The organism is Streptomyces rishiriensis, assembly GCF_030815485.1.
In the GTDB taxonomy this organism is placed as follows: domain Bacteria; phylum Actinomycetota; class Actinomycetes; order Streptomycetales; family Streptomycetaceae; genus Streptomyces; species Streptomyces rishiriensis_A.
The window spans coordinates 605439-621794 of the sequence record NZ_JAUSWV010000002.1 but is presented as its reverse complement, the minus strand read 5'-3'; the positions used below and the strand labels follow the sequence as shown (position 1 = coordinate 621794).

Genomic DNA, 16356 nt, shown 5'->3' with positions numbered 1-16356 from the left:
TCCGCCTCGGCGTGACGGCGCTGCACCGCGGCGTCCTCTCCGCTCCGGCATCTTCCCCCGGCGGGAGGGCATCTCCGCGGCGAGGGGCTCCTCCCCGGCGGGGGCAGCTTCCCGGCGGGACGAACCGTCCGGCGGGGCGGTGTCGGCGCGACAGGCGGATCAGGTCAGGTGGCCACCCGGGTCCCGCAGACGCCCGGCGTTCGCCGCGTCGGCCAGCATGCGGCGCACCGCGGGCGCGGGCATCCGGACGACCACCGGATCCGGCAGGGTGACCTCCTGCACGGCAGTCCCGCGGCGACCCGAACGCACCCGGTCGTTCACCTGGGCCACCGCGCGCACGTCCAGCGTGAACTGCACCAGCACCGACTCCGCCTTGGGCTTGTGCAGCGGTATCGACCCGGCGGCGTTGGCGGCGGTCGCGGTGGCGCTGCCGGAGCCGTCCACGGTGCCGAGCAGCTGGTTCATCCGGAACTCGTCCGCGTTCAGCACCCCCGCGCCGAGCAGACCGCGCGCCGACCGGCCGTGCTCGTCGGCCCGCTGGCCGTCGGTGCCCGCCGGGCGCGGCGCGTCGAGCCCGCTCTGCGCGACCGTCTCGAAGGTCATCTTGTCGCCCACGCCCAGCACCCGGCCGGCGCGCAGCCGGGCGTGCAGCGAGGCGCGCAGGTCCTGGCCAGTCGCGCCGGTCGCGTGCACCGGTGGCAGGTCCACGCCCGCGGCGGTCAGCAGCGGCAGCGCCGCGATCAGCCACTCGGTGGAGACGGCCTCGCGCAGCAGGTGGTAGGCCGCCTCGCCGCCGGTGCGGAACCGCTCTCCGCCGCCCGCCCGCCGGACCGCGTCGTCGACCGCCTGCTGCACCCTGGGCGTCCCGCGGAAGCCGTTGACCTGGGCCTCCATCGGCAGCCGGACCCCCGAGTCACGCCAGGGACCCAGCCGGTCGGCCTCCGCGTCCTCGGCGGCCACCGCGTGCACACCGACCTGCGGCAGCGGCACCGGGGCCAGGTGTGACAGTGCCCGCAGATCCGCGGCCAGTACCCGGTGGGTCAGGCTGAGGCCCTTCAACGGGGCGAGGGCGACCCGGCGGTTGCCGGAGAACACCTCCAAGGTCGCCTCGATCGGCACGTTCATCCGGGCCGACGGGGCGGAGGCCGCCTCGGCGACGGTCTTCACACCCAACTGGGCACGTCCGACGCCCACGGAGCGGCGTGAGTCGCTCGTGCCGAGCCCGAGGCCCGCGGCGGCGCCGACACTCTTCAACTGGCCCGCGCCCCCGTCGGGTTTGCCCGAACCGGCCACGACCGCCTCGACGCCCCGGCTGTCGCTCTCGTCGTGGGCGGTGGCCCGTTGCGCGGCGGCGGAGGTGATGTACTCCATGTCCCGGCCGTCCGACGCGGTCTCGACATAGCTGCCCGGCCCGGTCCTGCGGATACGGAACAGCGCCCGGTAGGGCCGCTTGCGGCCGTCCAGCAGCTCGACGCCCACCCCGCCGTCCATCGCGCTCGACAACAGGCCCGCCGAACCGTCCCGGTCGAGCACCCGCAGCAGCCGCTGCACGTTGTCGTTACGGTCCGTCAGACGGGTACGCGGCAGCAGGTCGTCCGCGAGGGAGGCGCCGAGGCGGCCCCGGATCCCCTCCAGCAGCGGCACGAAGTCGGGCAGGTCCTCGATCATGCCGAAGCCGAGCGGCAGCGACTCGGCCAGCGCGGGAACCGGGGCGGGAGGCAGCAGCGGCGCGCTCCTGGCCGCACCGCCCGAGGCCGACGTGGCCGCCGGCGTCTCGGGCGCCTTGCCGGCCCGGGTCGTCCCGGCGGGCCGCGAGGACGTGCCGGGGGTGGCGGACTTCCCGGACGTCCCCGTCTGCGTCGTGCCCGAACCGGAGGCCGCGTCCTTGCGCCCCCGCTCGCCCGGTACCTTCAGCCCCGCCGCCCGCAGCTGAGCCTCGGTCAGCCACACCGCGACCGCCGCCGGCACCGTACGGCCGCCGCGGGCCACATAGGGGCCGCCACCCGTCACCGCGACCTCGGCGACCATGCGCACCACCAGATCGCACTGCACCAGATGGAGGGGGCTCTTGCGGGAGGTGTGCGCGTTGCGTTCGACGGTGCCCAGGAGCGTGGACGCCGTCGTGTCGCCGCTGCCCAGGGTCCGGCCGGCCGCCACGCCCTCGGCGAGACGCCACTCGGCGCCGTTCTCCGCGCCCGTCAGCCCGCCCTGCACCGAGACGCTGTTGCTCGTGCCCTCCTGCCCGGTGACCTGGTGCCCACCCAGCACGAAGGTCTCGGTGCCCGCCCCCGTGCCCTGATGGACGACCCGCCCACCGGTCAGCGCGAACCGTGTGCCCACCGCGCCGGTCAGCCCGGCCAGCCGCCGCGCGTGCCGCAGGTTCTGCACCACCCAGCCGGCCGAGACCGCCTGCCGCAGCGCCGCCGTCACCGCCTGCGGGCTGAACCGGTCCTCGATCGCGATGCGCGGCGCGAGGCCCTCCGTCTCCAGCGCCCGGTCCTCGCGCGCCTCCCTGTTGCGGGCGGCGGCGCGCGCCAGCAGCTCGAAGGCCAGGTCGCGCACCGGCTGTGCGTCACCCACGGTCTCCACGAGCGTCCAGTCCCGCACTCCCCGCCTGCCGCCCAGCTGCCGCGACGCCAGAGCGGCCAGGTCACCGATGCCCGCCGCCGCGAACTCCGTCCGGGTGTCACGGTGGCCCGCCCTGCGCGCGGCGGTCGACTCGTCCAGGTGCCGCTTGGCGTCGTCGTCCAGGGTGAACGCGGTCGGGGTGAGCAGACGGACGTCCTGAGCGTCGAGGGGCAGCGTCCCGACCCGCTCGGCGGCGGGCGCGTCCCGGCCCGGCGCGCCGGGGGTGAGCGCGCGGGCCGCCTTGCGCTGCCGGGACGTCATGGTGACGTCGACGTTCAGGCTCAGCGCCCCGCCGAACACGCTCGCGTCCTCCGCCCCGTTGGTGAGAACGTCGGTGCGCAGGGTCGGCCCGGCCAGACCGCGCCGGGTCGTCGTACGGCCCTTCTCGGCACGCGCCGACAGGGTCAGGGCGCCGGGGACCAGCCGGAACTGGCCGAGCGCCATCCCGCCGACCGAGCGCGAACTGGCCCGTCCGCTCTGGAGGTTGCTCGAGACGCCCGCGTGACTGCGGACGAGCCAGTCCTTGGTCTCGCCGAGGTGACCCGTCTCCCGCAGCGAGCCGGTGACCTTCAGCTGCACGTCGTGCGTGTGGAAGCGGGACTTGCGGCGCAACCGCACCCGGACGCCGGTGGACAGCAACTGGTCCTTGTTCACCCGCAGGTTGGTCTCCGACAGTACGGTCACCAGCTCGCGGTAGTTGCGGCGCTGGACCTCGGCCTCCTCCGGGCCGAGATCACGCGGCTGCTCCTCCTCGCCGAAGGCGGGAAGATACCCGGCGAGCCGGGCGTCGGTGGCGAACAGCCGGGTCACGGCCCGCATCATCGGCGCGGTGTCCAGCCGGCTGATCGCCACGCTGGAGCCCATCGCGCCGAACGGCAGGTGCCGCACATCGCGCTCGGCGGCGGCGTCCTCGGCCGTCCGTTCGTCACCCTCCGCCAGGTCGGGCCCGGTCGCGGTGGCCCTTCCCTTGCCCTTCCCCCCGGCGTCCGGCCCGGCACGTTCCGGACGCTTGACGAACGGGCCGGCCGTCACTCCCTCGGGCAGCGGCAGCCCCAGCTCCCGGGCCTCGTCGGCCCGCAGCGAGACCCAGACCCGCATCGTGTGGTGCGCGGTGCGGCCGCCGCCCCGCGCCCTGGTCAGGGGCGAGCTGGGGCCCGTGCCCTCGACGGTGAACAGCACGGTGCCCAGGTAGAGCACCTTCTCGCCGCGGACCTCCGCGCCCTGCCGGCTGGACACGGTCTGCTCGGCCACGCTGAAGCGTGCCTTGCGCGCCCCGGCGACGGGCATGACGGTGCCGCGGACGGCGGCAGCGTTGCCGAGGACACCGAACCCCGCCGCCGGACCGACGCCGAAGGCACCGCCCCGGCCCTTGCCCGCGGTGTCCGTCACCGCGTGCTGGGACTGCTGATGGGTACGCAACTGCGTCGTGCCGGTACTCCATCCGGGGGCCAGTTCGGTGATGGCGGCCCGCATTCGGTAGGTGCCGGTGGTGCTGCCGTCCCTGCTGGTCAGGTCCTCGCCGACGATTCCGTCCCGCAGCAGCCGGGGCAGGTCCTCCAGCACGGTCGCGGTGGCGGTCGCCTCGTACAACCGGGCCCGGCCGGGAGCGCCGGGCCAGGTCAGGGACGGGTGCAGCGCGGAGGCGACGGCGTCGAAGAGCCCGCCGCCGCCCTGGTGCGGAGCGGCCCGGTCCGAGACGGCGAGCGGGGCCATGGAATCGGCCAGGGACACCGCCCGGGCGGTCCCGGGGGCCACCGGACGCGGACGGGGCACCGGCCCGGCGGTCGTGGGCACCAGGTGCTCGGCCGGCACCCGCATGGTGAGGGAGCCCGCACCGTCGGCGCTACGGGGCGAGCGCTCGCCGTCCTTCATGATCCGCACGTTGTAGCGGACCCGGCGCGGTACCTCGACCGAGCCCTTGTCACTGCGCAGCACCCGCGGCTCCGCCGTGTTCCGCTGGGTGCGGGAGTCGCGCGACGACTGGAAGGGCTGGGCATTGAGGGTGGCGGCCCCGCCGGCCCAGACGCCGGGTGCGACCGGGGCCAGCCCGAACCCGGTGAACGCCACGCCCTTCGACGCGGATCCGCTCGTACTCTGCGCCACGGTGGCCGCCGTGTGGTGCTGCACGTCGACCTTGGTGGCCGCGTTCTCGCCGTCGGGGCCCGCGGCGGAGAAGACGCCGGGACGGTCGTCGTCGGCGGGCGAGACGCTCACCGTGACGTCGTAACGGTCCGTACCCCGCACCCCGGTGACGGCGAAGGCCCGGCCGCGCCCGTAGAAGGACTCGGGCCGCCCGGCGAGCTCCGCGGCGATCTCGGCGACGACCCCGTCGCGCCGTCCGACGACATCGGCCAGCGTGGTGGTGACGAACTCGTGGCCGGTGAGGCCACAGGCCGTGGACAGTCCCGCCGCCTCCATGTCCCGGAGATAGGACGGGAGTTCGAGCGCGTCGTCCCCCACCTCCTCGATCGCGGGCGGAATCTGAGGAGGCCTGCGGCGCGTGGTGGACGGGCCGGCCGCGTGGAGCGCGGCGACGGTCGCCGCGTTGCCCGCGGTCTGCTGAAGTCCCAGCAGGGGGTTCGGGCCACTGCCCCGACCGGCCACCCGGGTCGCCCGCGGGAACCGCTCGGGCGCACTGCCTTGACGGTCGTCGCCCGCCTGCCGCTGATGTCGCACGCGCGTCAGCGTATGGAGGCTCCGACCGCAGGACAGGCTGCACGCGAAGTGTTCAACTGCCGTACGCCGAAAGGTCGTCGGACCCCTCGCCAGGCGGGGGTCCACCGCCCCCGGCGGGGTGTCCCTACGGTGCCCGCGCGGCCCGAGGGGTTCCGTACGCCGGGCGTACGCCGGACGCACGGAACCCCTCGGGCCGTCCCTCGCGGTCAGGAGGTGTGGAGGGTGAGCCCGTAGCGGTTGAGGATCTCGTTCACCGGCTGGAACCACGTCTCGCCGCCGCCGCTGCAGTTGCCCCAGCCGCCGGAGGTGACGCCCTGGGCCTGGTCACCGCTGATGAACGAGCCGCCGGAGTCGCCTCCTTCGGCGCAGACGCTCGTCTTCGTCATCTGGTGCACCGCCCCCTGGCTGTAGTTGACGGTCTCGTTCTTCGCCAGGACCGTGCCGCAGTGCCAGTGTGTGGTCGACCCGGAGCGGCAGACGGAGGCGCCCACCGGCGCCTCGGCCGAGCCGCGCACCAGCTGGTCGGAGACCGTGCCCCAGCCGAGCACGACCGGCACCGTCCACCAGCCGCTGCCCACGTTGACCCAGGCGTAGTCGTTGTCGGGGAACGAGGAGCCCTGGAAGTTGCCGATGTACGAGCCGTCCCAGCCCCGGACACCCGCACCGGCCTGGCCGCAGTGACCGGCGGTGACGAACCCGCCGTGGACCGAGAAGCCGATCGAGCAGCGGACGTTGCCCGTGTAGTAGGGGTCGCCGCCGACCGTGCCCGCCGCGAAGGTGCGCGGGGCCGCAGCGACCGTCTCGACGGTCACGGGTCCGGCGGCACGGGCCTGCGCCAGGAACCGCTGGACATCGTTGTCGGAGGTCTTGTCGCGGACGACGGTGACCACCACGGTGTTCGCGGCCGGGTCGACGTGCCAACCACCCACCGCCGAGGGGGCGGGGAGCCGGTCGATGCGTGACTTCGCCGCGTCCAGCACCCGTGCGCTGTGCTCGACGACCCGGACACCGGCTCCCTCGGCGCGCAGCGCCGCACGCGTGGCCTGCGAACTCCGCGAGGTGACGGCCACCGTCAGGCGGCCGCCGACGGCGTCGAACCAGGACCCGGCGTACGCGGTCCCCGCGGTGCGGCGCGCCCTCGGTTCGAGCGCGGTGGCGTCCCGTTCGGCGTCGAGCCGGGCCACCGCCTGCTCCTCGGTGAGCCCGAACTCCCGCCGCATGGCGTCGAGCAGTGCGGTGGAGGCGGGCGCGGCGTCGGCGGCCGACGGGGAGGAGCCGGCCGGGGCGCCGCCCCCGCTCGCCACCGCGGGAACCGTGCCCGCGCCACCGAGCCCGGCCAGCGTCAGGAGCGCGGCCAGACAGACGTGCTTGAACCTTCTGCGTCTCATGGGAGTTGCCCTTCGTCGTTCCAGGAGGTGGGGGTGGAACAGCCGTTGGGTGAGAGCGCTCTCAGATGTGGCGCGGCAGAGCCTAGCCGGGTCTGGTTGTCAGGTCTAGGCCAATGCGGCCCCCGTTTTCGGACCGCCCCCGGCCGATGAGCGGTCCCCGCGGGCACCGACGGCCCTACCCGTGCCCTGTGCAGGGCCGTTGGGGTGGTGGGAGCCGTGTCCGGCTGCGATGGGTGGGGCGTGCGCCGGGGTGACGCGATTGAATCCCACCGGCCTGAGTGTCAAGAGGAGGACAACCGCTATGACCGGCGAGGACATCCTCCTGGGTATCGCCCTGACCGTCGCCCTCGCCACGGGATCGCAGATCCTGGCGAACAAGCTGCGTGTCCCCGCGCTGATCATCCTTCTGCCGGTCGGCTTCGCGGCGGGCGCCCTGACCGACATCATCCATCCGGAACGGCTCGTCGGCCCCGACTTCCCCGCGCTGGTCTCGTTGTCCGTCGCGGTGATCCTCTACGACGCCGGCCTCGGCCTGAACCTGCGCAACCTCACCGGCCGTACCCGCGGAGTCGTCGTGCGGCTGCTGGTCGTCGGCATCCTGGTCACCTTCTTCGCCGTCGCGGGTATCGGGCCCGCCCTGTTCGGCATCCCGCTACGGGTGGCGGCGATGATCGGTGTGATCCTCGTGGTGTCCGGCCCCACCGTCGTCGGCCCCCTGCTCGAATACGTCAGGCCTACGGACAGGTTGCGGCGCATCCTGATCTGGGAAGGGACGCTGACCGACCCGATCGGCGGCATTCTCGGAGCCATCGTCTTCCACGCCGTCGCGACCAGCCATCAGGTCGACATCGGCCGGGGCTACCAGATCGGGCAGTTCCTCCTCAGCATGGGCGTGGGCCTCGCGGGCGGTGCGGTGGCCACCGTCACCCTGTGGCTGGCCCTGCACAAACTGCGGCTCGGTGAGACGCTCGGCACCCTCGCCCAGCTGGCGACGGTGATCCTCGTCTCCGCGCTCTGCGACATCGTCCGCGACGACACCGGCCTCATCGCCGCCATCGTCACCGGACTGGCCATCACCAACCTGCCCGGGATGGACATGCCGGCCCGCAGGCCGTTCCTCGAGACACTCGTCCAAATGATCATCGGCCTGCTGTTCGTCTCGATCTCCTCCGCCGTCACCCCCGCGTCCGTGGTGCCCGTGCTGGTGCCCTCCCTGATCCTGATCGCCGTACTCGTCCTCCTGATCCGGCCGCTCGTGGCATGGGCGGCGTCCAGGGGTTCGGATCTCACCGTCGGCGAATGGGGCTTCATCGGGTGGATGGCACCGCGTGGCATCGTCGCCGCCTCGACCGCGTCGGCCTTCGCCGCCAGCCTGGTGGAGAAGGGACTGCCCGGGGCGTCCAAGATCCTGCCGATCACCTTCCTCGTGATCGTGGGGACGGTCCTGCTCTACGCCCTGACCGCCGCGCCCGTGGCCCGCAAGCTCGGCGTCGTCCGGTCGGCGCGGACGCGCCCCCTCCTCGTCGGCGGGGCCCCGTGGGTGATCGGCCTGGGACAGGCGCTGAAGAGCGCCGGACTCGACGTGCTGATGTGGGCCGGACTCGACGAGGAACGCGAGCGGATCACCGCCGCCGGGATCGAACTGGCCCAGGGCGAGATGCTGGCGACCGCGACCAATCCCCGAGCGCGTCTGGAGGGCGTGACGGCCGTGTTCCTGCTCACCGACGACGACGACTTCAACGCCCTGGCCTCCGTCGTCATCAAGGACAACGTGCAGGGGCCCGTCTACCGGGTGGGACCGCCGCGGGACAGCCACGGAGTGGTCGCCCCCTACACGGGCGGCGACGTTCTCTTCGGCCGCGCACTCGTCCGGCAGCGCCTCGCGGCCCGCTACGAGCGGGGCGACCGCTTCCGCGTACAGCCGGGATCCCGTCCGGTCCCGCCCGACAGCGACATCCTGTTCGTCGTCCGCGCCGACGGCCGGCTGGCCCCGGTCACCGGGACCGAGACGGTCACGCCGCTGCCGGGCGACACCGCCGTGCTGATGGGTTCCGCATGACGTCCTGGGCCGCCCGCTTCCGGCTACGGCAGTACGTCAAGGCCAGCCTGTGGATCGTCCCGCTGCTCGGGCTCGTGCTCGGCGTCGCCCTGGCCGAGGCGGCAGCCTCCGTGGACGGCGCGTCCTGGCTGCCGACGACCTGGGACTACTCCGCGTCGACCGCGACCAGCGTCCTCAGCTCCGTCGTCGGATCGATGATCGCGCTGCTCGGGTTCGTCGTCACCATCGGCGTCCTCGTCATCCAGCAGGCCACCGGCACCCTGTCGCCGCGGTACATGCGGCTCTGGTACCGCGACCGGTTGCAGAAAGCCGTGCTGGGCACGTTCACCGGCACCTTCGCGTTCGCGTACACGCTGCTGCGGAGCATCGAGACGGACTCCGTGCCCAACCTCGGCGTGACCATGGCCGGCGTCGCCGTCTCCGTAAGCCTGCTGCTCCTGCTGATCTACCTCAACCGTTTCACCCACAACCTGCGGCCGGTGGCGATCGCGGACCTCGTGGGACGCTCGGGCGAAAGGGTCGTCGCTCGCGTGTCGGCACAGGTACGGAGCGCCGCGGCGCCCGGCGGGACGCCACCGGCGGCGACCGGCTCGGTGACCCGTATCCGGACGGAACGCGGCGGTGTCATCCAGGCGCTGAACGCCCCCCGTCTGGTCTCGCTCGCCGCCGGGCACGACTGCGTTTTCGTGCTGGCCGCCTCCGTCGGCGACTTCGTGCCGCCCGGCGGCACCGTCGTCGAGGTCCGCGGCGCCGCTTCGCCGCCCGACCCGCGCCGGGTGACCGACCTGCTCGCCCTGGGGGCGGAGCGGACGATCGAGCAGGACCCGGCCTTCGCGCTGCGCATCCTCGTCGACATCGCCATCCGCGCCCTGTCACCCGCGGTCAACGACCCCACCACCGCCGTCCAGGTGCTGAACCACATCGAGGCGTTCCTGCACGCGGTCGGACACGTCGGGACCCGCGGCCACTACGAACTCGCCGACGACCGCGGCCGGCCGCGCCTGGTGCTGGCCGGCCGGCCCTGGGAGAACTACCTGGAACTCGCCGTCACCGAGATCCGGGAGTACGGCGCGACCTCCGTCCAGGTCTGCCGGCGGCTCCGGGCCCTGCTGGAAGGTCTCCTCGCCGGCCTGCCGGACGAGTGCGCGCCCGCGGTCCATGCCCAACTACGGCTCCTGGACGACGCCGTCGAGAGGGAGTTCGCAGACGACCTCCGCCGCGCCGAGGCACGGACGGCCGACTCCCAGGGCATCGGGGGACGGCTCACCCGGGAGGCGGCCCCGGGCGCTCCACGGCCCGGCGAACCCGGCCTGTAGGACCCGGCCACCGCGGGCGCGACCCCGGCCTGCTCCCCCTCAGCCGAGCTTGCGCTGGCGGTCGATGGCCTCGTCCAGGGTCGATGCCGCCATGATGAGGGACAGGTGGGTGAACGCCTGCGGGAAGTTCCCGAGTTGCTCGCCACTCGGGCCGATCTCCTCGGCGAACAGGCCGACATGGTTGGCGTAGGTATGCATCTTCTCGAAGGTGTAGCGCGCCGGCCGGACCCGCCCGGCCCGGGCCAGGGAGTCGACGTAGAGGTAGGTGCAGAGGCTGAAGGTGCCCTCCGAGCCGCGCAGGCCGTCCGGGGACGCGGCCGGGTCGTACCGGTACACGAGGCTGTCCGAGACCAGTTTGCGTTCCATCGCGTCCAGGGTGGAGAGCCAGCCAGGGCTCTTCGCGGCCAGAAAACCCACGCGGGGGATCAGCAGGAGGGAGGCGTCGAGGACGTCCCCGCCGTAGTGCTGCACCAGCGCCTGCTCCGCCTGGCTCCAGCCCTTCTCCATCACCTGTTCGAGGATGGTGTCGCGGGCGTGGCGCCAGCGCGGGATGTCGGCGGGGCGGCTCATCTCGGCGGCCATGCGCATGCCCCGGTCGAAGGCGACCCAGCACATCACCCGGCTGAACGTGAAGTCGTTGCGGCCCCCGCGGGTCTCCCAGACGCCCTCGTCCGGACGGTCCCAGTTGTCGGACAGCCAGTCCAGGGTCCGGGCGAGCCCCTTCCAGCCGTGGTAGCCCAGCTCCACGCCGATGTCCATGCCCTCGGCCATCGCGTAGAGGGCCTCGCCGTAGATGTCGAGCTGAAGCTGGTCGGCGGCCGCGTTGCCGGCCCGGACCGGTCTCGATCCCCGGTAGCCCTCCCAGTGGTCGAGGATCTCCTCCGTCAGGTGCGGGTCCCCGTCGACCCGGTACATGATCTGGAGGCGTTCGCCGGGCAGCTCCGCCCGGTCGTGCATCCGGTCGCCCAGCCACTTGGTGAACGCCGACGCCTCCTCGGTGAACCCGAGGTCGAGCAGCGCCCGCACCGAGAGCGAACCGTCCCTCACCCACGAGTACCGGTAGTCCCAGTTGCGCTCACCGCCGACCTGTTCCGGCAGACCCATGGTGGCGGCGGCGACCGGGGCACCGGTCGGGTGGTAGGTGAGGAGTTTGATCGTGATGGCGGAGCGGTTCACCATCTCGCCCCAGCGCCCGCGGTAGTGGGAGGTGTAGAGCCACTTCTGCCAGAAGTCCACCTCGCGCCACAGCCCCTCGGTCACACCCTCCACCGAGAGCGGCGGCGGCGCCTCACCGTCGGCGTCGCACGTGGTGAAGACGGCGGCAGCCGACTCGCCGCTCGTGAGGGTGACCGCACCCCGCACGTCCTGCCCGTCCCGCGTGAGCGGGAAACTGGCCTGCAGGTGACCGGCGATCCCGGGGGCCCGGAAGACAGCCTCCTGGGGCCGCAGATCGAGCTCGTGGTCCGCCCGGCCGTAGTCGAAGCGCGGCCTGCACTCCAGGACGAACCGCAGCGTGCCGCGCACCACGCGGATCACCCGCGTCAGACTGTGCCGGTCGGTGGGGACACGCCTGGTGTTCGCCGGCATCCAGTCGATGACCTCGCCGACGCCCTCCAGCGACATGAACCTCGTGACCAGCACGCCGGTGTCCGGATAGTAGAGCTGCTTGCACGTCACGTCGGCATGCTCGGGCGTCAGCAGGAAGTGTCCGCCGCGGTCGTGGTCCAGCAGCGCGGCGAAGACACTGGGCGAGTCGAACCTCGGTGAGCAGAACCAGTCCACCACGCCCTGGGAGGACACCAGGGCGGCGGTCTGGAGGTCGCCCACCAGACCGTGGTTGGCGATGGGAGGGTAGCGGTCCATGAGCGTCCAATCCCCAGGATTCCGACGCGTTCCACTATCCGGCAGCCCGTGTCGCGCCGCCTCCGGAGTGGGGCCCGGCGGCCGTGGCAGACACCCGTGGCACCACGAGCCGGCCGCACGGGGGCGCCGGCGGCCGCGCCACCCCGACCCGGGTCGTCACCGGTCGCGACCCGGCGTGGTGCCGCTGCGTCTCGCGGCTCCCGTGCGGCGGCAAGCCGCACGCGCAGACGACGCCGACGCCCCAAGCGGCCGGGGGCGTGAGCGCGAGGAACCCGGATCACCACGCTGTACCGGGGGTACGCCCGACCACCGGTGACGGGCGGTGGCGCCGATACCGTGGTCCGTACCCCCGTACCCTGTTGCGCGTGTCGTCCTCCCGCCTGCAACGTGTCGCCGTCCTTGTGCTCGAGGGTGCCAAGCCGCTCGACGTCGGCATTCCCGCGCAGGTTTTCACGACCCGCGCGAGCATGCCGTACGAGGTGCGGGTGTGCGGCGCGGCGCCCGGTCTGGTGACCGGCGGGGACGGACTGTCGTACCACGTGGCCCATGGCCTGGACGCGCTCGAGTGGGCCGACGTCGTGTTCCTGCCCGGCTACCGCTTCCCTGATCTCGACGACCCGCCGCGGGCGGTCCTCGGCGCTCTGCTGGCCGCCCACGCCCGGGGCGCTCGGCTGGCCGCCATCTCGACGGGGGCCTTCGCGCTCGCGGCGACCGGTCTGCTCGACGGCAGGCGCGCCACGACGCACTGGCACTACACCCGGGCGCTGGCGGCGAAGCACCCGCTCGTCCAGGTCGACGAGAACGTCCTGTTCGTCGACGAGGGCAGCGTACTGACGTCGGCCGGCGCAGCCTCCGGAATCGACCTGTGCCTGCACATCCTGCGCCGCGACCTGGGTGTGGCCGCCTCCAACCACGCGGCCCGGCGCCTGGTCGCGGCCCCGTACCGCAGCGGAGGCCAGGCGCAGTACGTGCCGCGCAGTGTGCCGGAGCCGCTGGGCGAGCGGTTCGCCGCCACCCGCGAGTGGGCGCTGCACCGGCTCCACGAGCCCCTCACCCTCGAGACACTCGCCCGGCACGCCGCCGTCTCGGAACGCACCTTCTCGCGGCGCTTCGTCGAGGACACCGGGTACACACCCATGCAGTGGGTCATGCGTGCCCGTATCGACATGGCCCGCGAGCTGCTCGAACGGTCCGAGCGCGGCGTCGAGCAGATCGCCGGCGACGTCGGACTCGGTACGGGCGCCAATCTGCGGACGCACTTCCAGCAGATCCTCGGCACGACACCCAGCGAATACCGGCGCACCTTCGCGAAGGGCGAGTAGCCGGGACGCCGGGCAGCCGGGGCACGCCCGGACAGGCCGGGCGCGCCGCGTGGCGAGATCCTTTCGAACCATGGCGCGCACGCCCGGGTCACGGAATGGCGCCGCTGCGCGAGGCTGGTGGGCGAACCGAAGGGACATCACTCATGACTCGCATCGCCGTCAACGGATTCGGCCGCATCGGACGCAATGTGCTGCGCGCGCTCCTCCAGCGCGACAGCGACCTCGAGATCGTCGCCGTCAACGACCTCACGGAACCCGCCGCGCTCGCGCGGCTGCTCGCCTTCGACTCGACGGCCGGCCGGCTGGGCCGCCCGGTCGCCGTCGACGGCGACGTCCTCGTCGTCGACGGCCGCCGCATCAAGGTGCTCGCCGAGCGCGAACCGGCGCGGCTGCCGTGGGCCGAGCTCGAGGTCGACATCGTGCTGGAGGCGACCGGCCGGTTCACCTCTGCCAAGGCGGCCCGCGCCCACCTCGACGCGGGCGCGAAGAAGGTACTGGTCAGCGCCCCCTCGGACGGCGCCGACGTCACGCTCGCGTACGGCGTCAACACCGACGCCTACGACCCGGAGCTGCACACGATCGTCTCGAACGCCTCGTGCACGACCAACGCGCTCGCCCCGCTGGCCGCCGTACTCGACGACCTCGCCGGCATCGAGCACGGCTTCATGACGACGGTGCACGCCTACACCCAGGAGCAGAACCTCCAGGACGGTCCGCACCGCGACCCGCGCCGCGCCCGCGCCGCCGGCGTGAACATCGTGCCGACCACCACCGGCGCCGCCAAGGCGATCGGCCTCGTGCTGCCGAACCTCGAGGGCAAGCTGTCCGGCGACTCGATCCGGGTGCCGGTCCCGGTGGGCTCGATCGTCGAGCTCAACACGACCGTCGGCCGCGACGTGACGCGCGAGGACGTGCTGGCGGCGTACCGCACCGCGGCCGAGGGCCCGCTCGCCGGCGTCCTCGAGTACTCGGAGGACGCCCTCGTCTCGTCCGACATCGTCGGCAACCCGGCCTCGTCGATCTTCGACTCGGCTCTCACCCGTGTCGACGGCCGCCACGTCAAGGTGGTCGCCTGGTACGACAACGAGTGGGGCTTCTCCCACCGAGTGATCGACACCCTCGAACTCCTCGCCGCGCGCTGACCGCAGGCACCGTCGCCCGTCGCCCGTCGCCCGTCGCCCGTCGCCCGTCGCGAAGCGTTCCGCGACGGGCGACGGGCGAGCTGCCGGGCGGCTTCCGACGTCATCGGACGTGGTCCGGCTCGGGTGAGGACGTCCGGAGGTCAGAGAGTGCGCGTGGGCGCGCTGCCGATGTTGAGGCCGATACCGCTGTCGAGGCCGGCGGCCAGGGCGAGCCGCATCCTGGCCTCGTGCGCGCTGCCGGGCACGGCGCTCAAGATCACGATCTTGAGGTCGGAATCGCCGTCGGTCAGGACATCGCAGTCCACTTCGACGGGACCGACCTCGGGATGCTCGATCGTCTTGCGGTCCTCCCGGTGGGCGCCCACCGCGCCGCTCGCCCACAGCCGGGCGAACGTCGGACTGCCGGCGGTGAGGTCACGGATCAGCTCGGCCAGCCGGGCGTCCTCGGGGAAGCGACCGGTGGCGCGGCGCAGGTCGGACACGATGGCGAGGTCGGACCGGGCGCTGTTCCGCACGACCACCGGCCAGGAGGCGATGCCCGTGTCGTCGGAGCCGACGGGGAACCTCTCCCGGGCGAAGTTGCGCCGCTCCGGCGGCGTGGTCGACGGATCGCCGACCAGTCCCGCCCACCCGCGGTTCCACCAGATCATCTGCCAGTCCGCGGCGAACACGGCGACCGCGACGTCTCCGAGCCGGTCCAGCACGCGGCGCACGCCCGGCGGGACGTCGTCGGGGATCAGCTCGTCGCGCGGAGGGACCAGCCCGGCCATGCGGTACAGGTGGTCGCGCTCCGGGACGGTCAGTCGCAGGGCGCGCGAAAGGGACGCGACGACCTGGGCCGAAGGAGCCGTGGCCCGCCCCTGCTCCAGACGCACCACGTAGTCGACCGAAACACCGGCGCGTTCGGCGAGTTCCTCGCGACGCAGCCCGACCGCGCGACGGGTCCGGCCCGACGGGAGCCCCACGTTCGACGGGGACAAGCGCTCCCGCCAGGCGCGGATCGTCGCCCCCAGACCAGTTCCCGCGTTCGTCGCCATGGCATCCAGTTTGCCCCACTCCCTCGCCGACCGTGATCGTGGTACTGCCGTTCCTACGGTCGAAGCGTCCCTGGCCCGGCCTCTCCGAGGCGGGGACGATCACCGCATGACCATCACCTTCATCACCGGAGCCAACAAGGGCCTCGGCCACGAGACCGCCCGCCGCCTCGTCGAGCTCGGTCACACCGTGATCGTGGGAGCCCGTGACCCGGAACGGGGCGCGGCGGCCGCGGCCGCCCTGGGCGCGCGATTCGTCCGTATCGACGTCACCGACGACGCCTCCGTCGCCTCCGCGGCAGCTGACATCGCCGCACACGAAGGTGTGCTCGATGTCCTGGTCAACAACGCCGGCGTGCACGGTCCGCACGGCGACCCCGGCGACCTGACCGGCGCGGACGCGCTGAGCGTCTTCGATGTCAACCTCTTCGGCGTGGTCCGGACGACCCATGCCTTCCTTCCGCTGCTGCGCCGGTCGACCGACCCGGTCGTCATCAACGTCAGCAGCGGCATGGGATCGCTCGCCCTCACCCACGACCCCGCACGGCCGGAGTCCTCCGTCGTCGCACCTCTGTACACCGCCTCGAAGGCGGCCCTCACCATGTTGACCACCCAGTACGCCAAGGGGCTCGAGGACATCCGCGTCAACGCCGCCGATCCCGGCTACACCGCCACCGATCTCAACGGCCACAGCGGCCCGCAGTCCGTCACCGAGGGCACCGACGCGATCGTCCGTCTGGCGACCGAGGGACCCGGCGCCGGCTCCGGACGTTTCATCGACCGCAGCGGCCCGATCGACTGGTCCTGAGACCGACGTGGACGGCCGTGCGCAACGGCGCACGGCCACCAGGCGGCGGCCATGGGGTCGTCCCGGACGACAGGACAGGAGTGGCCCGTCGGCGGTGCGGGCCATGCCCTGAGCGAACGA

The 16356-nt window shown here is 73.1% G+C and carries 9 protein-coding genes; 5 read left to right on the top strand and 4 right to left on the bottom strand.

What is annotated here, in order from left to right; translation table 11 throughout:
- Positions 1-159: 159 nt before the first annotated feature.
- A complete protein-coding gene (locus QF030_RS05110) occupies positions 160-5304 on the bottom strand; it encodes a hypothetical protein (RefSeq protein WP_307161444.1) in 5145 nt (1714 codons plus the stop codon).
- Between the two features lie 206 nt (positions 5305-5510).
- Positions 5511-6692: a S1 family peptidase gene (locus QF030_RS05105; RefSeq protein ID WP_307161443.1), complete on the bottom strand. Its 1182-nt coding sequence runs from the start codon at positions 6690-6692 to the stop codon at positions 5511-5513.
- A gap of 301 nt (positions 6693-6993) precedes the next feature.
- Between QF030_RS05105 and QF030_RS05100 the strand changes: the two genes are divergently transcribed.
- Entirely contained in the window at positions 6994-8751 is a 1758-nt protein-coding gene (locus QF030_RS05100) for a cation:proton antiporter (RefSeq protein ID WP_307161442.1), read from the top strand.
- Positions 8748-10067: a DUF2254 domain-containing protein gene (locus tag QF030_RS05095; RefSeq protein ID WP_307161441.1), complete on the top strand. Its 1320-nt coding sequence runs from the start codon at positions 8748-8750 to the stop codon at positions 10065-10067. Before QF030_RS05100 ends, QF030_RS05095 begins: the two co-directional genes overlap by 4 nt.
- 39 nt (positions 10068-10106) lie before the next feature.
- On the opposite strand, the gene QF030_RS05090 is transcribed toward QF030_RS05095, so the two are convergent.
- Positions 10107-11930 carry a glycoside hydrolase family 15 protein gene (locus QF030_RS05090; protein WP_307161440.1) on the bottom strand — a complete coding sequence of 608 codons (1824 nt, stop codon included), beginning with the start codon at positions 11928-11930 and terminating at the stop codon, positions 10107-10109.
- Between the two features lie 365 nt (positions 11931-12295).
- On the opposite strand from QF030_RS05090, the gene QF030_RS05085 reads away from it, so the two are divergent.
- Positions 12296-13252 (top strand): GlxA family transcriptional regulator, encoded by a 957-nt coding sequence (locus QF030_RS05085; protein WP_307161439.1) that lies wholly within the window; start codon positions 12296-12298, stop codon positions 13250-13252.
- Positions 13253-13395: 143 nt separating this feature from the next.
- Positions 13396-14394 carry a type I glyceraldehyde-3-phosphate dehydrogenase gene (gap, locus tag QF030_RS05080; RefSeq protein WP_307161438.1) on the top strand — a complete coding sequence of 333 codons (999 nt, stop codon included), beginning with the start codon at positions 13396-13398 and terminating at the stop codon, positions 14392-14394.
- Positions 14395-14534: 140 nt separating this feature from the next.
- Here gap and QF030_RS05075 read toward each other — a convergent pair whose 3' ends face one another.
- Positions 14535-15431, bottom strand: coding sequence for a helix-turn-helix transcriptional regulator (locus tag QF030_RS05075; RefSeq protein ID WP_373428736.1), 897 nt, complete (start codon positions 15429-15431; stop codon positions 14535-14537).
- A gap of 106 nt (positions 15432-15537) precedes the next feature.
- Here QF030_RS05075 and QF030_RS05070 point away from each other — a divergent pair, with 106 nt between their 5' ends.
- Positions 15538-16236, top strand: coding sequence for an SDR family NAD(P)-dependent oxidoreductase (locus QF030_RS05070; protein ID WP_307161437.1), 699 nt, complete (start codon positions 15538-15540; stop codon positions 16234-16236).
- Positions 16237-16356: the final 120 nt, after the last annotated feature.

What these genes read in the sequence shown, in the direction of transcription:
- QF030_RS05090 (WP_307161440.1), bottom strand. Translation starts at nt 11,930, where the DNA reads ATGGACCGCTACCCTCCCATCGCCAACCACGGTCTGGTGGGCGACCTC.
- gap (WP_307161438.1), top strand. Translation starts at nt 13,396, where the DNA reads ATGACTCGCATCGCCGTCAACGGATTCGGCCGCATCGGACGCAATGTG.
- QF030_RS05095 (WP_307161441.1), top strand. Translation starts at nt 8,748, where the DNA reads ATGACGTCCTGGGCCGCCCGCTTCCGGCTACGGCAGTACGTCAAGGCC.
- QF030_RS05070 (WP_307161437.1), top strand. Translation starts at nt 15,538, where the DNA reads ATGACCATCACCTTCATCACCGGAGCCAACAAGGGCCTCGGCCACGAG.
- QF030_RS05105 (WP_307161443.1), bottom strand. Translation starts at nt 6,692, where the DNA reads ATGAGACGCAGAAGGTTCAAGCACGTCTGTCTGGCCGCGCTCCTGACG.
- QF030_RS05100 (WP_307161442.1), top strand. Translation starts at nt 6,994, where the DNA reads ATGACCGGCGAGGACATCCTCCTGGGTATCGCCCTGACCGTCGCCCTC.
- QF030_RS05075 (WP_373428736.1), bottom strand. Translation starts at nt 15,431, where the DNA reads ATGGCGACGAACGCGGGAACTGGTCTGGGGGCGACGATCCGCGCCTGG.